This is a genomic window from Mycobacterium sp. HUMS_12744610 (genome assembly GCF_041206865.1).
Lineage (GTDB): Bacteria > Actinomycetota > Actinomycetes > Mycobacteriales > Mycobacteriaceae > Mycobacterium > Mycobacterium servetii.
In genome coordinates this window covers 5,347,484-5,364,778 of the sequence record NZ_JBGEDP010000001.1, presented here as the reverse complement: position 1 = coordinate 5,364,778, position 17,295 = coordinate 5,347,484, and the positions used below count along the sequence as shown (strand labels likewise).

Genomic DNA, 17,295 nt, shown 5'->3' with positions numbered 1-17,295 from the left:
GGCCCATGACACCCAGCGGTGCCGGTTCCGGCTACGCCGGCGCGCAGGTCGCCGAGGCGGTGCCGCTGGCGCCGCTGACCACGCTGCGCGTCGGGCCGGTCGCGCGGCGCCTCATCACCTGTACCAGCACCGAGCAGGTGGTCGCCGTCGTGCGGCAACTCGACGCCGAGGCCCGCGGCGGCGGACCGCTGCTGATCTTTGCCGGCGGCTCCAACGTCGTGATCGAGGACACCCTTACGGACCTGACTGCGGTGCGGTTGGCCGGCGCCGGTATCACCGTCGAGGGCGATCGGCTCCGCGCGGAGGCCGGCGCGGTGTGGGACGACGTCGTCGTCACCGCCGTCGAGCACGGGCTGGGTGGGCTGGAATGCCTGTCCGGCATCCCGGGCTCGGCGGGGGCGACCCCGGTGCAGAACGTCGGGGCCTATGGCGCGGAAGTGGCCGACACGATCACCCGCGTCCGGGTGCTTGACCGCAGCAGCGGTGCGGTGTGCTGGATACCGGCGGGTGAGCTGGGCTTCGGCTATCGCACCAGCGTCTTCAAGCGGGCCGGCCGGTCGGGGCGCGGGGTGCCCGCCGTCGTGCTGGAGGTGGAGTTCGCGCTGGACGCATCCGGGCGCAGCGCACCGCTGCGCTACGGCGAGCTGGCCGCCGCGCTGAACTCGGCCGCCGGCGAGCGTGCCGATCCGCGGTCGGTTCGCGACGCGGTGCTGAGCCTGCGCGCCCGCAAGGGCATGGTGCTCGACGCGGCGGACCATGACACGTGGAGCGTGGGATCGTTCTTCACCAACCCGGTGGTCGCCCGAGACGTCTACGAGCGGCTGGCCCGTGAGGGGCCGGTCCCGCACTACCCGGCGCCGCACGGTGTCAAGCTGGCCGCCGGCTGGCTGGTGGAGCGGGCGGGCTTCGCGAAAGGGTTCCCGGACGACGCGGCGGCACGCTGCCGGCTGTCCACCAAGCACGCGCTCGCCCTGACCAACCGCGGGGGCGCCACCGCCGCGGACGTCATCGCCCTGGCCCGGACCGTACGCGACGGGGTGCGCGACGTGTTTGGCATCACATTGTCGCCGGAGCCGGTGCTGTTCGGCTGCGCGCTCTAGCTGTAGGTTTCCGGCGGTCAGGGGCGGTTCGCGAGTCGTCGCGTCCGGGGCTGGTCGTTATCTCCCGGTATCTTTGTTTGGCGTGAGCAGATCCAGCGTCCCGCCGCCGATCAACCGGCGCCTGGCTTTGGCTGCTCTGGGGCTCGGCGCCTTCGCCCCCGGCGTCCTGGCCGCCTGCGGCGGCACCGTGACCAGGCATGTTCAAAAGAACGAACCGCCGGCGCCGCAGCTGAAGTTCCAGCCGGCCGACGCCGCCGCCAACGTGGTCCCCACCGCCGCGGTCAGCGCCCAGGTCGGCGAGGGCTGGTTCCAGAAGCTGGCGCTGACGAACTCGGCGGGCAAGGTCGCCGCCGGGGTGTTCAACTCCGACCGCACCGCCTACACGGTCACCGAGCCGCTGGGCTACGACTCGACCTACACCTGGAGCGGTTCGGTGGTCGGCCACGACGGCAAGGCGGTTCCCGTCGCGGCCAAGTTCACCACCGTGAGCCCCACCAAGACGATCGACGGGGGATTCCAGCTGGCCGACGGCCAGACCGTCGGTGTCGCGGCGCCGGTCATCATCCAGTTCGACTCGCCGATCAGCGACAAGGCCGCCGTCGAGAAGGCCATTACCGTCACCACCGAGCCACCGGTCGAGGGCTCCTGGGCCTGGCTGCCCGACGAGGCGAAGGGCTCCCGCGTGCACTGGCGCCCCCGCGAGTACTACCCGGCGGGCACCTCGGTCAACGTCGATGCCAAGTTCTACGGGGTGCCGTTCGGCGACGGCGCCTACGGGGCGCAGGACATGTCGCTGAAGATTCAGATCGGCCGGCGGCAGGTGGTCAAGGCCGAGGTCACCTCGCACCGCATCCAGGTCGTCACCGACGACGGCGTCATCATGGACTTCCCTTGCAGCTACGGCGAGGGCGACCTGGCCCGCAACGTCACCCGCAACGGCATCCACGTGGTCACCGAGAAGTACTCCGACTTCTACATGTCCAACCCGGCCGCCGGCTACACCAACGCCCACGAGCGCTGGGCGGTGCGCATCTCCAACAACGGCGAGTTCATCCACGCCAACCCCTCGAGCGCGGACGCGCAGGGCAACAGCAACGTCACCAACGGCTGCATCAACCTCTCGACCGCCGACGCCGAGGAGTACTACCGGACCGCGATCTACGGCGACCCGGTCGAGGTGACCGGCAGCCCGATCCAGCTGTCCTACGCCGACGGCGACATCTGGGACTGGGCCGTGGACTGGGACACGTGGGTGGCGATGTCGGCGCTGCCGCCGCCGACCGCGCACCCGCCGGCCTCCCAGATCCCCGTCACCGCGCCGGTCACGCCGTCGGACGCTCCCACGCTGTCCGGGACGCCGACCACCACGACCGCTACGACGTCGCCTGGCGTCGGCGGTTGAACCGACTGGCCGACGCCTGGTCGCGCGGCCGCATGACGACCAGGTCCAGGTCGACGTGGGCGGGCCGGGAGGCCACGAAACCGATCACCTCGGCGACGTCGGCGGCCGTCAGCGGCGTGATGCCCGTGTACACCGCGTCCGCGCGCTGTTCGTCGCCGTCGAAGCGGACCAGGGAGAACTCGGTCTCGACCGCCCCCGGGGCGATCTCGGTGAGCCGCACCGGTTTTCCGAGCAATTCGCCGCGCAGCGTGCGGTGCAGCGCGCCCTGGGCGTGCTTGGCCGCGGTGTAACCCGCGCCGCCGTCGTAGACCTCGAATCCCGCGACCGAGGTGACGGTGACGATGAGGCCGTCACCGGAGTCGACCAGCTTGGGCAGCAGCGCGCGGGTGACGCGCAGCGTGCCCAGCACGTTGGTCTCCCACATCCACCGCCAGTGCTCGAGTTGGGCGTCGGCGACCGGCTCCAGCCCCCGCGCGCCGCCGGCGTTGTTCACCAGCACGTCAACCCGATCCAGCGCATCGGCCAGCGCGTCGACCGCCGAGTCGTCTGTGACGTCCGCCACAATCGCTGTCCCGCCGACCTCGTCGGCCAGGGCTTGGATCCGGTCGGCGCGACGGGCCACCGCGACGACGTGAAACCCTTGCGTGGCAAGGGTTCTGGCGGTCGCCGCCCCGATCCCGGAACTGGCACCGGTGACTACCGCGACCCGTTGGTCCCCGCCCACTGTCGTCATCGGAGCCACTCTAGTGAACGTGTTAAATTGCCGATGTGCACCCCAGCGCCTTGTCCAGCACGAGCACCGCGTGTCGTCTCGCGGGCCACTCGTGTTGTCGCCGCGCACTTTGCCGCCCCTGATCTTCAGGCGTGGCCAAAGACCGGCCATCGACAATCGGACAAAGGACGCTCGTGCGCTCTACCACCCTCACCTCCGGCACCCTCACCTCCGGCCGGCACGGGGCCGGCCGAAAGGCCCACACCCGGCAACACCCCCGGATCTTTCCGCCGGCCCTGCACCTCTCGGACTCCGCGGCCGCGTCCGTCTTTCGTGCCGTGCGGTTGCGCGGCCCCGTCGCGCGTGACCTCATCGCCGGCGTCACCTCGCTGAGCGTCGCGACGGTCAACCGTCAGGTCACCGCCCTGCTCGACGCGGGTCTGCTGCGGGAGCGCGCCGACCTGGTCGTCGCCGGGGCCATCGGGCGCCCACGGGTGCCTGTGGAGATCAACCACGAACCGTTCGTGACGCTGGGCATGCACATCGGTGCGCGAACTACCAGCATCGTGGCCACCGACCTGTGCGGCCGCACCCTGGACACCGTCGCGACGCCGACACCGCTGCATCCGGCCGGGACGGCGCTGGCCGCGCTGGCCGACAGCGCCGCCCGGTATCTGCGGCGCTGGCACCGGCGCCGCCCGCTGTGGGCGGGGGTGGCCATCGGCGGCACCGTCGACGGCGCGGCGGGCTGCGTCGACCATCCGCGGCTGGGCTGGCGGCAGGCCCCCGTCGGCGCGGTGCTGGCCGACGCGCTGGGCCTGCCGGTGTCGGTGGCCTCGCACGTCGACGCCATGGCCGGCGCCGAGCTGCTACTCGGTCAGCGGCGGTTCGCGCCCAGCTCGCCGACCAGCCTGTACGTCTACGCGCGCGAGACGGTGGGTTACGCGCTGGTGATCGGCGGCCGGGTGCACACCCCGGCCAGCGGCCCCGGCACCATCGCGCCGCTGCCTGCCCACTCCGAACTGCTCGGCGGCACCGGGCGGCTGGAGTCCACCGTCAGCGACGAGGCGGTGCTGGCCGCCGCGCGGCGGCTGCGGATCATCCCCGCGGGGCCGGCCACCGGGTCCACCGGCGCCGTCACCGACCTGCTGCGGGTGGCCCGCGCCGGCAACCGGCCGGCCCGGGAGCTGCTGGCGGAGCGGGCGCGGTTGCTCGGTGAGGCGGTGGCGTTGCTGCGCGACCTGCTCAATCCCGATGAGCTCGTGGTCGGTGGTCAGGCCTTCACCGAATATCCCGAGGCGATGGAGCAGCTCAAGGCGGCATTCGCCGCCCGCTCGACGCTGCCGCAGCGCGAGATCCGCGCCACCGCTTTCGGCGACCGGGTGCAGGAGGCCGGGGCGGGCACGGTGTCGCTGGCCGGCCTGTACGCCGACCCGGTGGGCGCGATCCGCCGGACCCGGTAGGGCCGTGCCGCGGGCGCGCGCGGGCCGCCTGCGGACCCGTCCTGTAAAGATGACAGTGTGCGGCACGATGACGCCTCCCGGCCATCCGGCGACAAAGCGAGCCGTTTTGCGCTGACCCCGCGCCGGGTTGCGTTGCTGGCGGTGCACACCTCGCCGCTGGCCCAGCCGGGCACCGGCGACGCCGGCGGCATGAACGTCTACGTCCTGCAAAGCGCCTTGCACCTGGCGCGCAGGGGCATCGAGGTGGAGATCTTCACCCGCGCCACCGCGTCGGCCGACCCGCCGGTCGTGCGGGTGGCGCCGGGCGTGCTGGTCCGCAACGTGGTCGCCGGGCCGTTCGAGGGCCTCGACAAATACGACCTGCCCACCCAGCTGTGCGCCTTCGCGGCCGGGGTGCTGCGAGCCGAGGCCTCCCACGAGCCCGGCTACTACGACCTCGTGCATTCGCACTACTGGCTGTCCGGGCAGGTCGGCTGGCTGGCCCGCGACCGCTGGGCGGTCCCGCTGGTGCACACCGCTCACACCCTGGCTGCGGTCAAGAACTCGGCCCTGGCCGACGGCGACGCACCCGAGCCACCGCTGCGCACGGTCGGCGAGCAGCAGGTCGTCGACGAGGCCGACCGGTTGATCGTCAACACCGACGACGAAGCGGGACAATTGGTTTCGATCCATCGTGCCGATCCGGCGCGCATCGACGTGGTCCACCCCGGGGTGGACCTCGACGTCTTCCGGCCCGGCGACCGCCGCGCCGCCCGGGCCGCCCTGGGGCTGCCGCTGGACGTGCCCGTGGTTGCCTTCGTCGGCCGGATCCAGCCGCTGAAGGCGCCCGACATCGTGTTGCGGGCCGCCGCGAAGCTGCCCGGGGTGCGCGTCGTCGTGGCCGGCGGGCCGTCGGGCAGCGGGCTGGCCTCCCCAGACGGGCTGGTCTCCCTCGCCGGCGAACTCGGCATCACGCAGCGGGTGACGTTCCTGCCGCCGCAGTCGCGCGCGAACCTGGCCACCTTGTTCCAGGCGGCCGATCTGGTCGCGGTGCCCAGCTATTCGGAGTCGTTCGGTCTGGTCGCCATCGAGGCGCAAGCCTGCGGCACGCCGGTGGTGGCCGCCGCGGTCGGCGGGCTGCCGGTCGCGGTGCGCGACGGGGTCTCCGGCACGCTGGTGGCCGGGCACGACATCGACGACTGGGCCGCGGCCCTCGGCGATCTGCTGCGGCTCACCGACGGGGCGCGGGCCGGGGCGATGAGCCGGGCCGCGGCGGCACACGCGGCGACGTTCTCCTGGGAGAACACCACGGACGCCCTGCTGGCCAGCTACCGGCGGGCGATCGGGGAGTTCACCGCCGGGCGCCGGCGCCGCGGCGGCGCGTTGTCGTCGGACCGGGCCTCGACGCGCGGTCCGCGTCGCTGGGTGTCGCGCCGGGGGGTGGGGGCATGACGTCCTCCGAATCCGGCCAGTCCGTGCGGCAGGTGATCGAGCGCGCGCTGCAGACCAGCGGCCTGACCTACTCCGAGACCCCCGGATCCCACGGCGGCCTCCCGGGGCTCGTCGTGGAGCTGCCCGGCGAGCGCAAGCTCAAGGCCAACACCATCCTGAGCATCGGGGAGCACTCGGTGCGCGTCGAGGCCTTCGTGTGCCGCAAACCCGACGAGAACCACGAGGGCGTCTACCGGTTCCTGCTCAAGCGCAACCGCCGCCTCTACGGCGTTGCCTACACCCTGGACAACGTCGGCGACATCTATCTGGTGGGCAGGTTGTCGCTGGGCTCGGTCGACGCCGACGAGCTCGACCGGGTGCTCGGTCAGGTCCTCGAGGCGGTCGACTCGGACTTCAACACGTTGCTGGAGTTGGGTTTTCGCTCGTCGATCCAGAAGGAATGGGACTGGCGGGTGTCGCGCGGCGAGTCCCTGAAGAACCTACAGGCGTTCGCCCACCTGATCGACGAGGACGACGATGCAGAGCGCGAAGCGCGATGAGGAGGAGTCGAGCAACGATCGACGAGGACGGTGAGGACGGCGACGGGGACCGCGCGCGCCCATGAGATGCTAGGCCGATGCAAATGCGAGACCCCGGCACGTTGGTGCTGCTGCGCCATGGTGAGAGCAAGTGGAACGCAAGCAATCAGTTCACCGGCTGGGTCGACGTCGGGCTGACCGACAAGGGGCGCGCCGAAGCGGTCCGCAGCGGCCAGTTGCTGGCCGAACACGAGTTGCTGCCCGACGTGCTGTACACCTCGCTGCTGCGGCGCGCGATCAGCACGGCGAACATGGCGCTCGAGGCCGCCGACCGGCTGTGGATCCCGGTGCGGCGCAGCTGGCGGCTCAACGAGCGCCACTACGGCGCGCTGCAGGGCCTCGACAAGGCCGACATCAAACAGCGCTACGGCGACGAGCAGTTCATGGCGTGGCGACGCAGCTATGACACCCCGCCGCCGCCGATCGAGAAGGGCAGCGAGTTCAGCCAGGACGCCGACCCGCGTTACGCCGATCTCGGCGGCGGCCCGCTGACCGAGTGCCTGGCCGACGTGGTGGTCCGTTTCCTGCCGTATTTCACCGACGTCATCGTCCCGGATCTGCGCAGCGGCAAGACGGTGCTGGTCGTCGCGCACGGCAACTCGCTGCGCGCCATGATCAAGTACCTCGACCAAATGTCGGACGAGGAGATCGTCGGGCTGAACATCCCCACCGGCATCCCGCTGCGCTACGACTTGGACGCGCAGCTGCGGCCGGTGGTTCCTGGCGGCACGTACCTCGACCCGGAGGCCGCCGCCGCCGGCGCCGCGGCGGTTGCCGGGCAGGGTCGCGCCTAGCCGCTCGGCGGCGTGGGTGGGCACCCGAAACCCCGGTTTGCCAAACATCGCGTGAACGGCAGCCGAATACCTGTTGCGTAGCGTGTGACTTGTCCGATTTTGGCTTCATTCCGCTAGGGCAACATTCAGAAGGATTTGTAGGATTTTCCATGTGACGGTGTTCTCGGCAGTGTTGCTGGCCGGGGTCTTGTCCGTGCTGGCGCTGGCCGTAGGTGTTGCGGCCGGCATTCGCCTGTCGTCGCGGCTGGCCCAGCGCCGGCAGCGGGCGGCCGCCGAGTCGACCGGGATCACCGTCGCCCAGATGCTGCAGCGAATCGTCGGACTGATGCCGTTGGGTGCGGCGGTGGTGGACTGCCATCGCGACGTCGTCTACCGCAACGAGCGGGCCAAGGAGCTGGGCCTGGTGCGCGAGCGGCAGCTCGACGACCAGGCCTGGCAGGCCGCGCAGCAGGCGCTGGACGGCGACGACGTCGAGTTCGACCTGCGGCCGGCGAAACGTGCGCCGGGCCGGTCGGGGTTGTCGGTGCACGGGCACGCCCGGTTGCTGAGCGAGGAGGACCGCCGGTTCGCGGTGGTGTTCGTCCACGACCAGTCCGACTACGCCCGCATGGAGGCGACCCGGCGCGACTTCGTCGCCAACGTCAGCCACGAGCTCAAGACCCCCGTCGGGGCCATGGCGCTGCTCGCCGAGGCCCTGCTGGCGTCGGCGGACGACCCCGAGACCGTCCGCCGCTTTGCCGAGAAGGTGCTCATCGAGGCCAACCGGCTCGGCGACATGGTCGCCGAGCTCATCGAACTGTCCCGGTTGCAGGGCGCCGAGCGGCTGCACAACGTGGCCCCCATCGACGTCGACACCGTTGTCTCCGAGGCGATTTCACGCCACAAAGTGGCCGCCGACAACGCCGACATCGAGGTCCGTACCGATGCGCCCAGCGGCCTGCAGGTGCTGGGCGACCAGACGCTGCTGGTCACCGCGCTGGCCAACCTGGTGTCCAACGCGATCGCCTATTCGCCGACGGGGTCGCTGGTCTCGATCAGCCGCCGCCGTCGCGGCGAAAACGTCGAGATCGCCGTCACCGACCGCGGCATCGGGATCGCGCTGGAAGACCAGGAGCGGGTTTTCGAGCGGTTCTTCCGCGGCGACAAGGCGCGTTCGCGGGCCACCGGCGGCAGCGGGCTGGGCCTGGCCATCGTCAAGCACGTCGCGGCCAACCACAACGGCAGCATCGGCGTGTGGAGCAAGCCGGGCACCGGGTCGACGTTCACGCTATCCATCCCGGCTGCCCTGGCGTCCCAGCAGGACGGCGAGGGGGAACTCGAGCACCCACGGGGCCGCGAGGTGCGGCCCGGGCGGCCCCAACGAGAGGAAGAACTAAGTCGATGACCCGCGAGAAGGAGTCGCGCTCATGACCAGTGTGCTGATCGTGGAGGACGAGGAGTCGCTGGCCGATCCGCTGGCCTTCCTGCTGCGCAAGGAGGGCTTCGAGGCCACGGTGGTCACCGACGGGTCGGCCGCGCTGGCCGAGTTCGATCGCGCCGGTGCCGACATCGTGCTGCTGGACCTGATGCTGCCGGGAATGTCGGGCACCGACGTGTGCAAGCAGTTGCGGGCCCGTTCCAGCGTGCCGGTGATCATGGTGACCGCACGCGACAGCGAGATCGACAAGGTGGTCGGGCTGGAACTGGGGGCCGACGACTACGTCACCAAGCCGTATTCGGCGCGCGAGTTGATCGCCCGCATTCGCGCGGTGCTGCGCCGCGGCGGCGACGACGACTCCGAGATCAGCGACGGCGTGCTGGAGTCCGGGCCGGTGCGCATGGACGTCGAACGCCACGTCGTCTCGGTCAACGGCGACACGATCACGTTGCCGCTCAAGGAGTTCGACCTGCTCGAGTACCTGATGCGCAACAGCGGACGGGTGCTGACCCGCGGCCAGTTGATCGACCGGGTGTGGGGCGCGGACTACGTGGGCGACACCAAGACGCTCGACGTCCACGTCAAGCGCCTGCGGTCCAAGATCGAAGCCGACCCCGCCAACCCGGTGCACCTGGTGACGGTGCGCGGGCTGGGCTACAAGCTGGAGGGCTAGTTTCACCCTCGCTCAGCGGGCGCTGAGCACCTCGTCGGCCACGCCCAGCGCCACGGCCATGATCGACACCTGCGGGTTCACCTCCGGGCAGCTGGGCAGGATGGACGCGTCGGCCACCCAGACGCCGTCGACGCCGCGCAGCCGCCCCGTCCCGTCGACCGGGCAGCGCTGCTCGTCGGCGCCCGCAGCCGCGGTCCCCGTCGGGTGAAACGCAGCCAGGTGCAGGCTTTTCGGGTTGCTGCGGCCCAGCGCGTCGTGCAGCGCGGGCAACGAGGGGACCGTCGGGTCGCCCGGCAGGCCGGTCAGCACCTCCACGGCGCCCGCGGCGAACAACAGCCGCCCCATGGCCTCGATCGCGGCCAGCAGCCGGGCGACGTCCGCGCGGTCGATGTCGTAGCGCACCAGCGTCTCGCCGCGCACCGAGGACACCGAGCCGACGCCCCGGTCGGCCACCATGGCGCCGAACGTCGCGACCCGCGGGGCCCGGTCGAGCCAGCCGAGCAGCTCGGCGCCGTAGCCGGGAAAGACCATCGACCCCATCCCCGGCGGCGTCGAAGTGGCCTCGATCAGCACGCCATGCGACTCGTGCAATTCGTCGACGGCGGCGCTCTGCAGCACCCCGTGCCAGGCGACGACGTCGTCGTCGAAACGCCCGGCGAGCATCGTCGCCGGATGCAGCGCCAGGTTGCGGCCCAGGCGCGGGTGCGCGCCAAGCCCGCTGCGGCGCAACAGCAATGGCGTCTCGGTCGCGCCGGCGGCCACGACCACCGTGTCGGCCAGGACGTCGAGCGCGGTGCCGTCGGGACGGCGCGCGCGCACGCCGATCGCCCGCCCGTGCTCGTGCAGCACCCGTTCGACGCGGGCTTCGGAGATGATGCGGGCGCCGGCCGCGCAGGCCTGGGGCAGCGCGTTGAGGTGCACGCCGAACTTGGCGTTGCGCGGGCAGCCGATCGCGCACTGGCAACAGCCGCCGCAGCCCGGGGCGTTGCGCGGGATGGGCCCCGCGCGCCAGCCGAGCGTCGCAGCGGCGTCGAGCAGCAGGCGCCCGTTGCGGCCCATCATCTCCAGCGGGACCGGCGCGACCCGCAGCGTGGCCTCGACATCGTCGAGATGACCGGCGAGCCGGTCGGGATCGGCGGGCCGCAGGCCGAAGTCGTTGTGCCACCGGTGTTGTACCGCCGGCGGGGGCCGGTAGCAGGTTCCGGAGTTCACCACGGTGGTGCCCCCGACCGCACGCCCGATCGGCAGCACCACCGACGGCCGCCCCAGCGCGATCGTGGCCCCCGCGCCGCGGTACAGCCCGGCGTAGCGGTCGATCGGGTGGGTGCTGCGGAACTCCTCGACCGTCCAGCGGCGCCCCTCCTCGAGCACGACGGTGTCCAGGCCCGCCCGGGCCAGGGTGCGGGCGGCCATCGCGCCGCCCGCGCCGGAGCCCACGATCACCGCGTCCGCGGCCACGACGGAGCCGCTCGCGGCCGCCGGCGTGACGGTCAGGGGCGCGTCCGGCCGCGCCGCATCGTCCTGCTGGGCGCGCGAAAGCAGTTCCGGTGCAAAGGTTTCCGCGCCATTGGCGAGCAGCACGATCGCCTTGAGGGCCTCGACGGCCGCACCCGTCTCCGGGGTGAGCGCGGCGACGCGCCGCAGCACCGCGTCGCGGCGGCGCGGGTCGAGCCGCGACAGCGACCGCCCGGTGCACAGGTAGCTCGCCGCGGCCACCGAGGCCAGCCCGGCCCGCATGGCCAGCCGCGAAGACGGCGGCAACTGCCGCAGGTAGCGCTCCACGCGCTCGACGAGCTGGGCCGGTGTCGGGCCGCCGTGTTCGGCGGGCAGCAGCGCGGCGCCGAACGAGGCGGTCGCTCGGTCGGCGAACCGGCTCACAGCAGGCGGCCGGCCCGGCGGCCCAGTTTGAGGAACAGCGGATAGGTCGCGAAGATCGCGCCCGCCGCCGCGTGCATGGGCCAGCCGAGACGTTCGGTCTGCACGCCGAAAACCCCGCTGTTCCACATGAAGTCGCGGCCGTCGCGGGCCTGGAAGGGTCGCCAGAGCAGCCCGAGGCCGGGCACGTTCTGGTAGAGCCCGAACGACCCGCCGAAGAAGACCCCGAGGGTGGCGGCCTCGGCGATGTCGCGGCGGTCGGCGGGCAGGCGGCGCTCGATGAGCACTCCGGAGGCGAACAGCATGGGTGGGTCGAACAGAAAGCTCATGTCGTCGGGGTCCTTTCGTTGACGGCGGGCGCCTCGTCACCGCGCAGGCCGACTTCGGCGTGCCCACTTCCCAGCACCGACCAGCGCCGCTCGCCGATCTCGATGTGGATGTCGGCCTGTTCGGTGTTCGTGCACACCGCGGTGCCCCCGTCGGGGTCGGTGTAGGCCAGGCTGACGCACCGCTCCGGCGGCTGGTCCACGCGGATGAGCGCACGGCGGCCACCGAGGCGTCCCTCCAGCTGCCAGTGCGCTACGCCGAGCGTTGTCCGCATCCGCAGTGCCGGCAAAGGGTTTGCGGGCCAATCCTTTCCATCGACACGGAACCGGACGAACGCCATCGGGGCGAGCCTGCGCAGGCCCGGCTTGTGCGACACGGCGGTGACCACCTCGAGGACGTCGCCGCCGCCGAGGTCGGCGTGCAGCCACCCCCAGCGCCTGGCGTTACCGTGCCCGTAGATGTGCGCGACACCGCCGCGCCACCCCTCGATGGGCGCGGCGGTGCCGTCGACGGTCAGTGAGCCCGCGAACTCGGCGGTGGGGGCGAGCACCACCTGGGCGCCCGGCAGCAGTTCGCGGTCCCAGGCCGCGCGGGGGAACGTCCACAGCGGCCCGCCGCTGTCCTGCCAGGACAGGTCCCATGCCAGCGACCGGGCGCTTCCGGTCAGCTGCTGCGGGGCCGCCCGCACGCCCGCGGCGTCGAACCACGTGGCGCCGGTCGCGGGACGGGTGGGTTCGGGACCGAATCGTTCGGTGCGGGGCGGGCCGTCGGGCGGGAACCGGCTCACCCAGCCGTGCGCGTAGGCACCACCGCCCCGCACCGGAGCGACCGTTTCGCAGTGGATCCACAGGCCGGCGCGCGTCAGCGGATCCGACAGGGTGGCGTACCAGACCTCCAGGCGCCCGGCCTCGCCCCGCCAGCGCGGAGTCGACGCCGAACGCATCTCGTCGTCCATCGCTGCACCTCCCACGCCGGTGCGTTTACTATATTGGTTGAACCAATGAACCAGTCAAGTCCGATCCGGCCGCCGGACCGCCACCGCGTGGACGAACAGATCGCCGCGTCGATCGCCGGCGCCATCCTCGACGGCGCCTTCCCGCCCGGCTCGGCGCTGCCGCCGGAACGGGAGCTGGCCGAGCAGCTCGGCGTCAACCGCACGTCGCTACGGCAGGGGCTGGCCCGGGTGCAGCAGATGGGCCTGATCGAGGCCCGGCACGGCAGCGGCAACGTGGTGCGCGACCCGCAGGGCCTCACCCATCCCGCGGTGGTCGAGGCGCTGGTCCGCAGGCTGGGGCCGGAATTCCTGGTCGAACTGCTGGAGATCCGGGCGGGGCTGGGGCCGCTGATCGGCCGGCTGGCCGCCCAACGCATCACGCCCGAGGATGCCGAGGTGTTGCGGGCTGCGCTGGCGGCGGTGCGGGACGCGGACGGCGCCGTGGCACGCCAGGCCGCCGACCTCGCCTACTTCCGGGCGCTCATCCACGGCAGCCGCAACCGTGCGCTGGGTTTGCTGTACCGATGGGTCGAGCAAGCCTTCGGGGGCCGCGAGCACGAGCTGACGGCGGCCTACGACGACGCCGTAGCGGTGGTGGCCGGTCTGCGGGCGATCACCGGGGCCGTGCTGGCGCGCGACCCGGACGCGGCCGCCGCCGCGGTCGAGGACTACCTGCAGGCCAGCGCGCAGCGCATGGTCGCGGCGTACGGCCGAAGCCAGTCGGCGCCCGACGGCGCGCTACTCGGCGAATCGGGTGGCGGGATGCACCGCGATGAGCCCTAACTTGCTGCGCCGCTTGCACATCGCGGCCAGTTCCGCGTAGGCCTTGGCGCCCAGCAGTTCGGTGAGCTCGTCGGCCAGGCTCTCCCACACCTGCGTGGTGCCGACATGGGCGCCGGGGTCGCCGGTGCAGTACCAGTGCAGGTCCGCACCGCCGGAGCCCCAGCCGCGCCGGTCGTACTCGGTGACCCAGGTCTTGAGGATCTCGGTGCCGTCGGGCCGGGTCACCCATTCCTGGCTGCGCCGGATCGGCAGCTGCCAGCAGACGTCGGGCTTCATCGTCAGCGGCGCGACACCCAGCTTGAGGGCTTTGCTGTGCAGCGCGCACCCGGCGCCGGCGGGGAAGCCGGGGCGGTTCAGGAAGATGCACGCGTCCTTGTGCTTGCGGGTGCGGTACTGCGGTTGGCCCTCGTGCTCGTCGAGCTCCAAATACCCCTTGCGGCCCAGGCCCTTGTCGCGGAACTGCCAGTCGTCGTCGGTCAGCTTGGACACCGCGTCGTCCAACCGGGCGCGGTCGTCGTCGTCGGACAAAAACGCCCCGTGCGAGCAGCACCCGTCGTCGGGGCGACCGGCCACCGTGCCATGGCAGGCCGGCGTCCCGAACACGCACGTCCAGCGCGAAAGCAGCCAGGTCAGATCGGCCGCGATCAGGTGCTCGGGGTTGTCGGGGTCGTAGAACTCCACCCATTCGCGGGCGAAATCCAGATCGACCTCTTGCCCGGGGCGGGGGTCCGGATTCGGCACGGATCCCACGGTAGACCACGATTCCGGCCCGGCGGCCCGCTGACACCCCGGGCCCCCGGCGGCCACGAATCGCCCCGGCCGGGGCGAACAACGCTGCCACGCTCAGACCGCCACGCGGTCTGCATCGTCGCCGGGCTAGGTTGTTTGCGTGCGATTGGGCGTGCTCGACGTGGGTAGCAACACGGTCCATTTGTTGGTGGTCGACGCCCACCGCGGCGGACACCCCACTCCGATGAGTTCGACGAAGGCCACGCTGCGGCTCGCCGAGGCGACCGACAGCTCGGGCAAGATCACCAAGCGCGGCGCGGAGAAGCTCATCTCGACGATCGACGAGTTCGCCAAGATCGCCGACAGCTCGGGCTGCGCCGAGCTGATGGCCTTCGCCACCTCGGCGGTTCGCGACGCCGAGAACTCCGAGGACGTGCTCGCCAGGGTGCGCAAGGAGACCGGGGTCGAGCTGCAGGTGCTGACCGGGGTCGCCGAGTCGCGGCTGACCTTCCTGGCGGTGCGGCGCTGGTACGGCTGGAGCGCCGGCCGCATCATCAACCTCGACATCGGCGGCGGTTCGCTGGAGCTGTCCAGCGGCGTCGACGAGGAACCCGAGGTGGCCCTGTCGCTGCCCTTGGGCGCCGGGCGGCTGACCCGCGAGTGGCTGCCCGACGACCCGCCTGGCCGCCGCCGGGTGGCGATGCTGCGCGACTGGCTGGACTCCGAGCTGTCCGACGCCAGCGTCGCCGTGCTCGACGCGGGCACCCCGGACCTGGCGGTGGCCACGTCGAAGACGTTCCGCTCGCTGGCGCGGCTCACCGGGGCGGCGCCCTCGGCGGCCGGACCCCGGGTGAAGAGGACGCTCACCGCAAACGGCCTCAGACAACTCATATCTTTCATCTCTAGGATGACGACCGCTGACCGCGCGGAGTTGGAAGGGGTGAGCGCCGAACGAGCACCGCAGATCGTGGCGGGTGCCCTGGTGGCGGAGGCGAGCATGCGAGCGCTGTCGATCGAAACGGTGGATATCTGCCCCTGGGCCTTACGCGAGGGCCTCATCTTGCGCAAACTCGACAGTGAAGCCGACGGAACGGCCCTCGTCGATATCGCGGTGCGCGATGCTGGAGACCGGGTAGGGGATCGGAACGCGAACCGATCGAGAGGCAGCAAAGCATGACCGAACCACACTCCGACACCGAGAGCCCCGGCACTCGGCCCATCTCGGTGGCCGAATTGCTGGCCAAAAACGGAACGATCGGCGCCCCCGCGGTCACCCGGCGCCGCCGCCGCCGGCGCGGTGACAGCGACGCGGTCACGGTCGCCGAGCTGACCGGCGACATCCCGGTCATCCGGGACGACCACGACCCCGGACGCGAGACCAACGGCACCCGCACGGCCGAAGCCCCCGAGCACGAACGTGACGTCGCCGCCGACGACGGGCAGAAGAGCGCGTACTGGTCGGAGCCCGAGCCACGCTGGCCCAAGTCGCCGCCGCAGCCCGCGCGCGTTTCCGGGCCCGAGCGCAGCGCCTACCCGCGGCCCGTGCGCCAGGCCGACGAGCGCGACGCCGAGCGGCAATCCGGGGCCGAGGGGATGAGTCCCGACCCGGTCGACGACTACGCCGGCATGCCTGTGGACGTGATGGACTCCGAGGTGCGCGATGCCGACCTGGTGGACGAAGACTCGGCCTATGTGCGTTCCTACCTCGACGATTCGACCCTGTTCGGTGGGCAGACGCTCGCCGACGAGCTCGCCCGCCGGCGCGGCGGCGCCGAAGCGGTGCAAAGGGGCGAAGACCGCGACTCCGACGTCGGCGACCGCGCCGTCGCGCCACGCCGGGACGAGGCCGGGAAGGTCGGCGGGGTGGGCAGGTTCGAGGCGCTGCGGCACGGCAGCGTGGTCGTCGTGCAGTCGATCCTGGCGGTCGCCTTCGGGGCCGGGCTGTTCATCGCCTTCGACCAGCTGTGGCGGTGGAACAGCATCGTGGCGCTGGTGCTGTCGGTCCTGGTCATCCTCGGGCTGGTCGTCGGGGTCCGGGTGGTTCGCAAGACCGAGGACATCGCGAGCACGCTGATCGCGGTCGCGGTCGGCGCGCTGATCACGCTGGGGCCGCTGGCGCTGTCGTTGCAGTCGGGCTAGACACCCACCCGGAACCCAGTCGGAACCACAGACAGTGCGCCCAGCAATCAAAGTCGGCCTGTCGACGGCATCGGTGTACCCCTTGCGCGCCGAGGCCGCATTCGAGTACGCGGCCCGGCTCGGCTACGACGGGGTCGAGCTGATGGTGTGGAGCGAGTCGGTCAGCCAGGACATCGACGCCGTCGGCAAGCTCTCTCGGCGCTACCGCGTGCCGGTGCTGTCCGTGCACGCGCCCTGCCTGCTGATCTCTCAGCGGGTGTGGGGCGCCAACCCGATCCCCAAGCTGGAGCGCAGCGTGCGGGCCGCCGAGCAACTCGGCGCCCAGACCGTCGTCGTGCATCCGCCGTTCCGCTGGCAGCGGCGCTACGCCGAGGGATTCAGCGAGCAGGTCGCGGCGCTGGAGGCGTCGAGCGACGTGTTGGTCGCCGTCGAGAACATGTTCCCGTTCCGGGCGGACCGCTTCTTCGGGGCCGGTCAGTCCCTCGAGCGGATGCGCAGGCGCGGCGGCGGGCCGGGACCCGCGATCTCGGCGTTCGCACCCTCCTACGACCCGCTGGACGGCAACCACGCCCACTACACGCTCGACCTGTCCCACACCGCCACCGCGGGCACCGACGCGCTGGACATGGCGGAGCGGATGGGCGCGGGGCTGGTCCACCTGCACCTGTGTGACGGCAACGGGCTGCCCGCCGACGAGCATCTGGTTCCCGGGCGCGGAGCCCAGCCCACCGCCGAGGTCTGCCAGATGCTGGCCGCCGGCCATTTCGCCGGACACGTGGTGCTGGAGGTCTCCACGTCGTCGGCGCGCTCGGCCGGCGAGCGCGAGAGCCTGCTCGCCGAATCGTTGCAGTTCGCCCGCACCCACCTGTTGCGCTGAC

The 17,295-nt window shown here is 71.9% G+C and carries 16 protein-coding genes and 1 pseudogene; 12 read left to right on the top strand and 5 right to left on the bottom strand.

Features of this window, described 5'->3' with window-relative positions; genetic code table 11:
• The first annotated feature begins 5 nt into the window (after positions 1 to 5).
• Together AB8998_RS26090 and AB8998_RS26085 are read left to right on the top strand one after the other, a co-directional pair.
• Positions 6 to 1,100 (top strand): UDP-N-acetylmuramate dehydrogenase, encoded by a 1,095-nt coding sequence (locus AB8998_RS26090; protein WP_369740833.1) that lies wholly within the window; start codon positions 6 to 8, stop codon positions 1,098 to 1,100.
• Between the two features lie 73 nt (positions 1,101 to 1,173).
• Positions 1,174 to 2,502: a L,D-transpeptidase gene (locus AB8998_RS26085; RefSeq protein ID WP_369740832.1), complete on the top strand. Its 1,329-nt coding sequence runs from the start codon at positions 1,174 to 1,176 to the stop codon at positions 2,500 to 2,502.
• Here the strand turns inward: AB8998_RS26085 and AB8998_RS26080 are convergent.
• Positions 2,474 to 3,235 carry an SDR family NAD(P)-dependent oxidoreductase gene (locus tag AB8998_RS26080; RefSeq protein WP_369740831.1) on the bottom strand — a complete coding sequence of 254 codons (762 nt, stop codon included), beginning with the start codon at positions 3,233 to 3,235 and terminating at the stop codon, positions 2,474 to 2,476. The two genes, AB8998_RS26085 and AB8998_RS26080, sit on opposite strands and share 29 nt — an antisense overlap.
• 173 nt (positions 3,236 to 3,408) lie before the next feature.
• On the opposite strand from AB8998_RS26080, the gene AB8998_RS26075 reads away from it, so the two are divergent.
• The 6 genes and pseudogenes from AB8998_RS26075 (at position 3,409) to regX (ending at position 9,570) form a co-directional block, all read left to right on the top strand.
• A complete protein-coding gene (locus tag AB8998_RS26075) occupies positions 3,409 to 4,677 on the top strand; it encodes an ROK family transcriptional regulator (RefSeq protein WP_369740830.1) in 1,269 nt (422 codons plus the stop codon).
• Between the two features lie 57 nt (positions 4,678 to 4,734).
• Positions 4,735 to 6,108, top strand: a complete 1,374-nt coding sequence (gene mshA / locus AB8998_RS26070) for a D-inositol-3-phosphate glycosyltransferase (RefSeq protein WP_369740829.1) — start codon at positions 4,735 to 4,737, stop codon at positions 6,106 to 6,108.
• Positions 6,105 to 6,681 (top strand): annotated as a pseudogene (locus AB8998_RS26065) (type III secretion system chaperone family protein). Before mshA ends, AB8998_RS26065 begins: the two are co-directional and overlap by 4 nt.
• A 49-nt stretch (positions 6,682 to 6,730) precedes the next feature.
• A complete protein-coding gene (locus AB8998_RS26060) occupies positions 6,731 to 7,480 on the top strand; it encodes a phosphoglyceromutase (protein ID WP_369741773.1) in 750 nt (249 codons plus the stop codon).
• Between the two features lie 151 nt (positions 7,481 to 7,631).
• Positions 7,632 to 8,864: a sensor histidine kinase gene (locus AB8998_RS26055; RefSeq protein ID WP_369740828.1), complete on the top strand. Its 1,233-nt coding sequence runs from the start codon at positions 7,632 to 7,634 to the stop codon at positions 8,862 to 8,864.
• Between the two features lie 22 nt (positions 8,865 to 8,886).
• Positions 8,887 to 9,570 carry a two-component sensory transduction protein RegX gene (gene regX, locus AB8998_RS26050; RefSeq protein ID WP_003873718.1) on the top strand — a complete coding sequence of 228 codons (684 nt, stop codon included), beginning with the start codon at positions 8,887 to 8,889 and terminating at the stop codon, positions 9,568 to 9,570.
• A gap of 12 nt (positions 9,571 to 9,582) precedes the next feature.
• Here regX and AB8998_RS26045 read toward each other — a convergent pair whose 3' ends face one another.
• Genes AB8998_RS26045 through AB8998_RS26035 form a run of 3 tightly spaced genes read right to left on the bottom strand, consistent with a single transcriptional unit; the run spans position 9,583 to position 12,727 of the window.
• Positions 9,583 to 11,448, bottom strand: a complete 1,866-nt coding sequence (locus AB8998_RS26045; protein WP_369740827.1) for a GMC family oxidoreductase N-terminal domain-containing protein — start codon at positions 11,446 to 11,448, stop codon at positions 9,583 to 9,585.
• Positions 11,445 to 11,774, bottom strand: a complete 330-nt coding sequence (locus AB8998_RS26040) for a hypothetical protein (protein WP_369740826.1) — start codon at positions 11,772 to 11,774, stop codon at positions 11,445 to 11,447. The genes AB8998_RS26045 and AB8998_RS26040 overlap by 4 nt, the downstream gene beginning before the upstream one ends.
• Positions 11,771 to 12,727, bottom strand: coding sequence for a hypothetical protein (locus AB8998_RS26035; RefSeq protein ID WP_369740825.1), 957 nt, complete (start codon positions 12,725 to 12,727; stop codon positions 11,771 to 11,773). Before AB8998_RS26035 ends, AB8998_RS26040 begins: the two co-directional genes overlap by 4 nt.
• 45 nt (positions 12,728 to 12,772) lie before the next feature.
• Between AB8998_RS26035 and AB8998_RS26030 the strand changes: the two genes are divergently transcribed.
• Positions 12,773 to 13,549, top strand: coding sequence for a FadR/GntR family transcriptional regulator (locus AB8998_RS26030; RefSeq protein WP_369740824.1), 777 nt, complete (start codon positions 12,773 to 12,775; stop codon positions 13,547 to 13,549).
• On the opposite strand, the gene AB8998_RS26025 is transcribed toward AB8998_RS26030, so the two are convergent.
• Positions 13,505 to 14,299 (bottom strand): DUF3109 family protein, encoded by a 795-nt coding sequence (locus AB8998_RS26025; RefSeq protein WP_369740823.1) that lies wholly within the window; start codon positions 14,297 to 14,299, stop codon positions 13,505 to 13,507. The two genes, AB8998_RS26030 and AB8998_RS26025, sit on opposite strands and share 45 nt — an antisense overlap.
• 139 nt (positions 14,300 to 14,438) lie before the next feature.
• Here AB8998_RS26025 and AB8998_RS26020 point away from each other — a divergent pair, with 139 nt between their 5' ends.
• The 3 genes from AB8998_RS26020 to AB8998_RS26010 are packed head-to-tail and all read left to right on the top strand — an operon-like array spanning position 14,439 to position 17,294.
• Positions 14,439 to 15,455: a Ppx/GppA family phosphatase gene (locus AB8998_RS26020; RefSeq protein WP_369740822.1), complete on the top strand. Its 1,017-nt coding sequence runs from the start codon at positions 14,439 to 14,441 to the stop codon at positions 15,453 to 15,455.
• Complete coding sequence (locus tag AB8998_RS26015) at positions 15,452 to 16,417, top strand: hypothetical protein (RefSeq protein ID WP_369740821.1); 966 nt, start codon at positions 15,452 to 15,454, stop codon at positions 16,415 to 16,417. Before AB8998_RS26020 ends, AB8998_RS26015 begins: the two co-directional genes overlap by 4 nt.
• 34 nt (positions 16,418 to 16,451) lie before the next feature.
• Entirely contained in the window at positions 16,452 to 17,294 is an 843-nt protein-coding gene (locus tag AB8998_RS26010) for a sugar phosphate isomerase/epimerase family protein (protein ID WP_369740820.1), read from the top strand.
• Position 17,295: the final 1 nt, after the last annotated feature.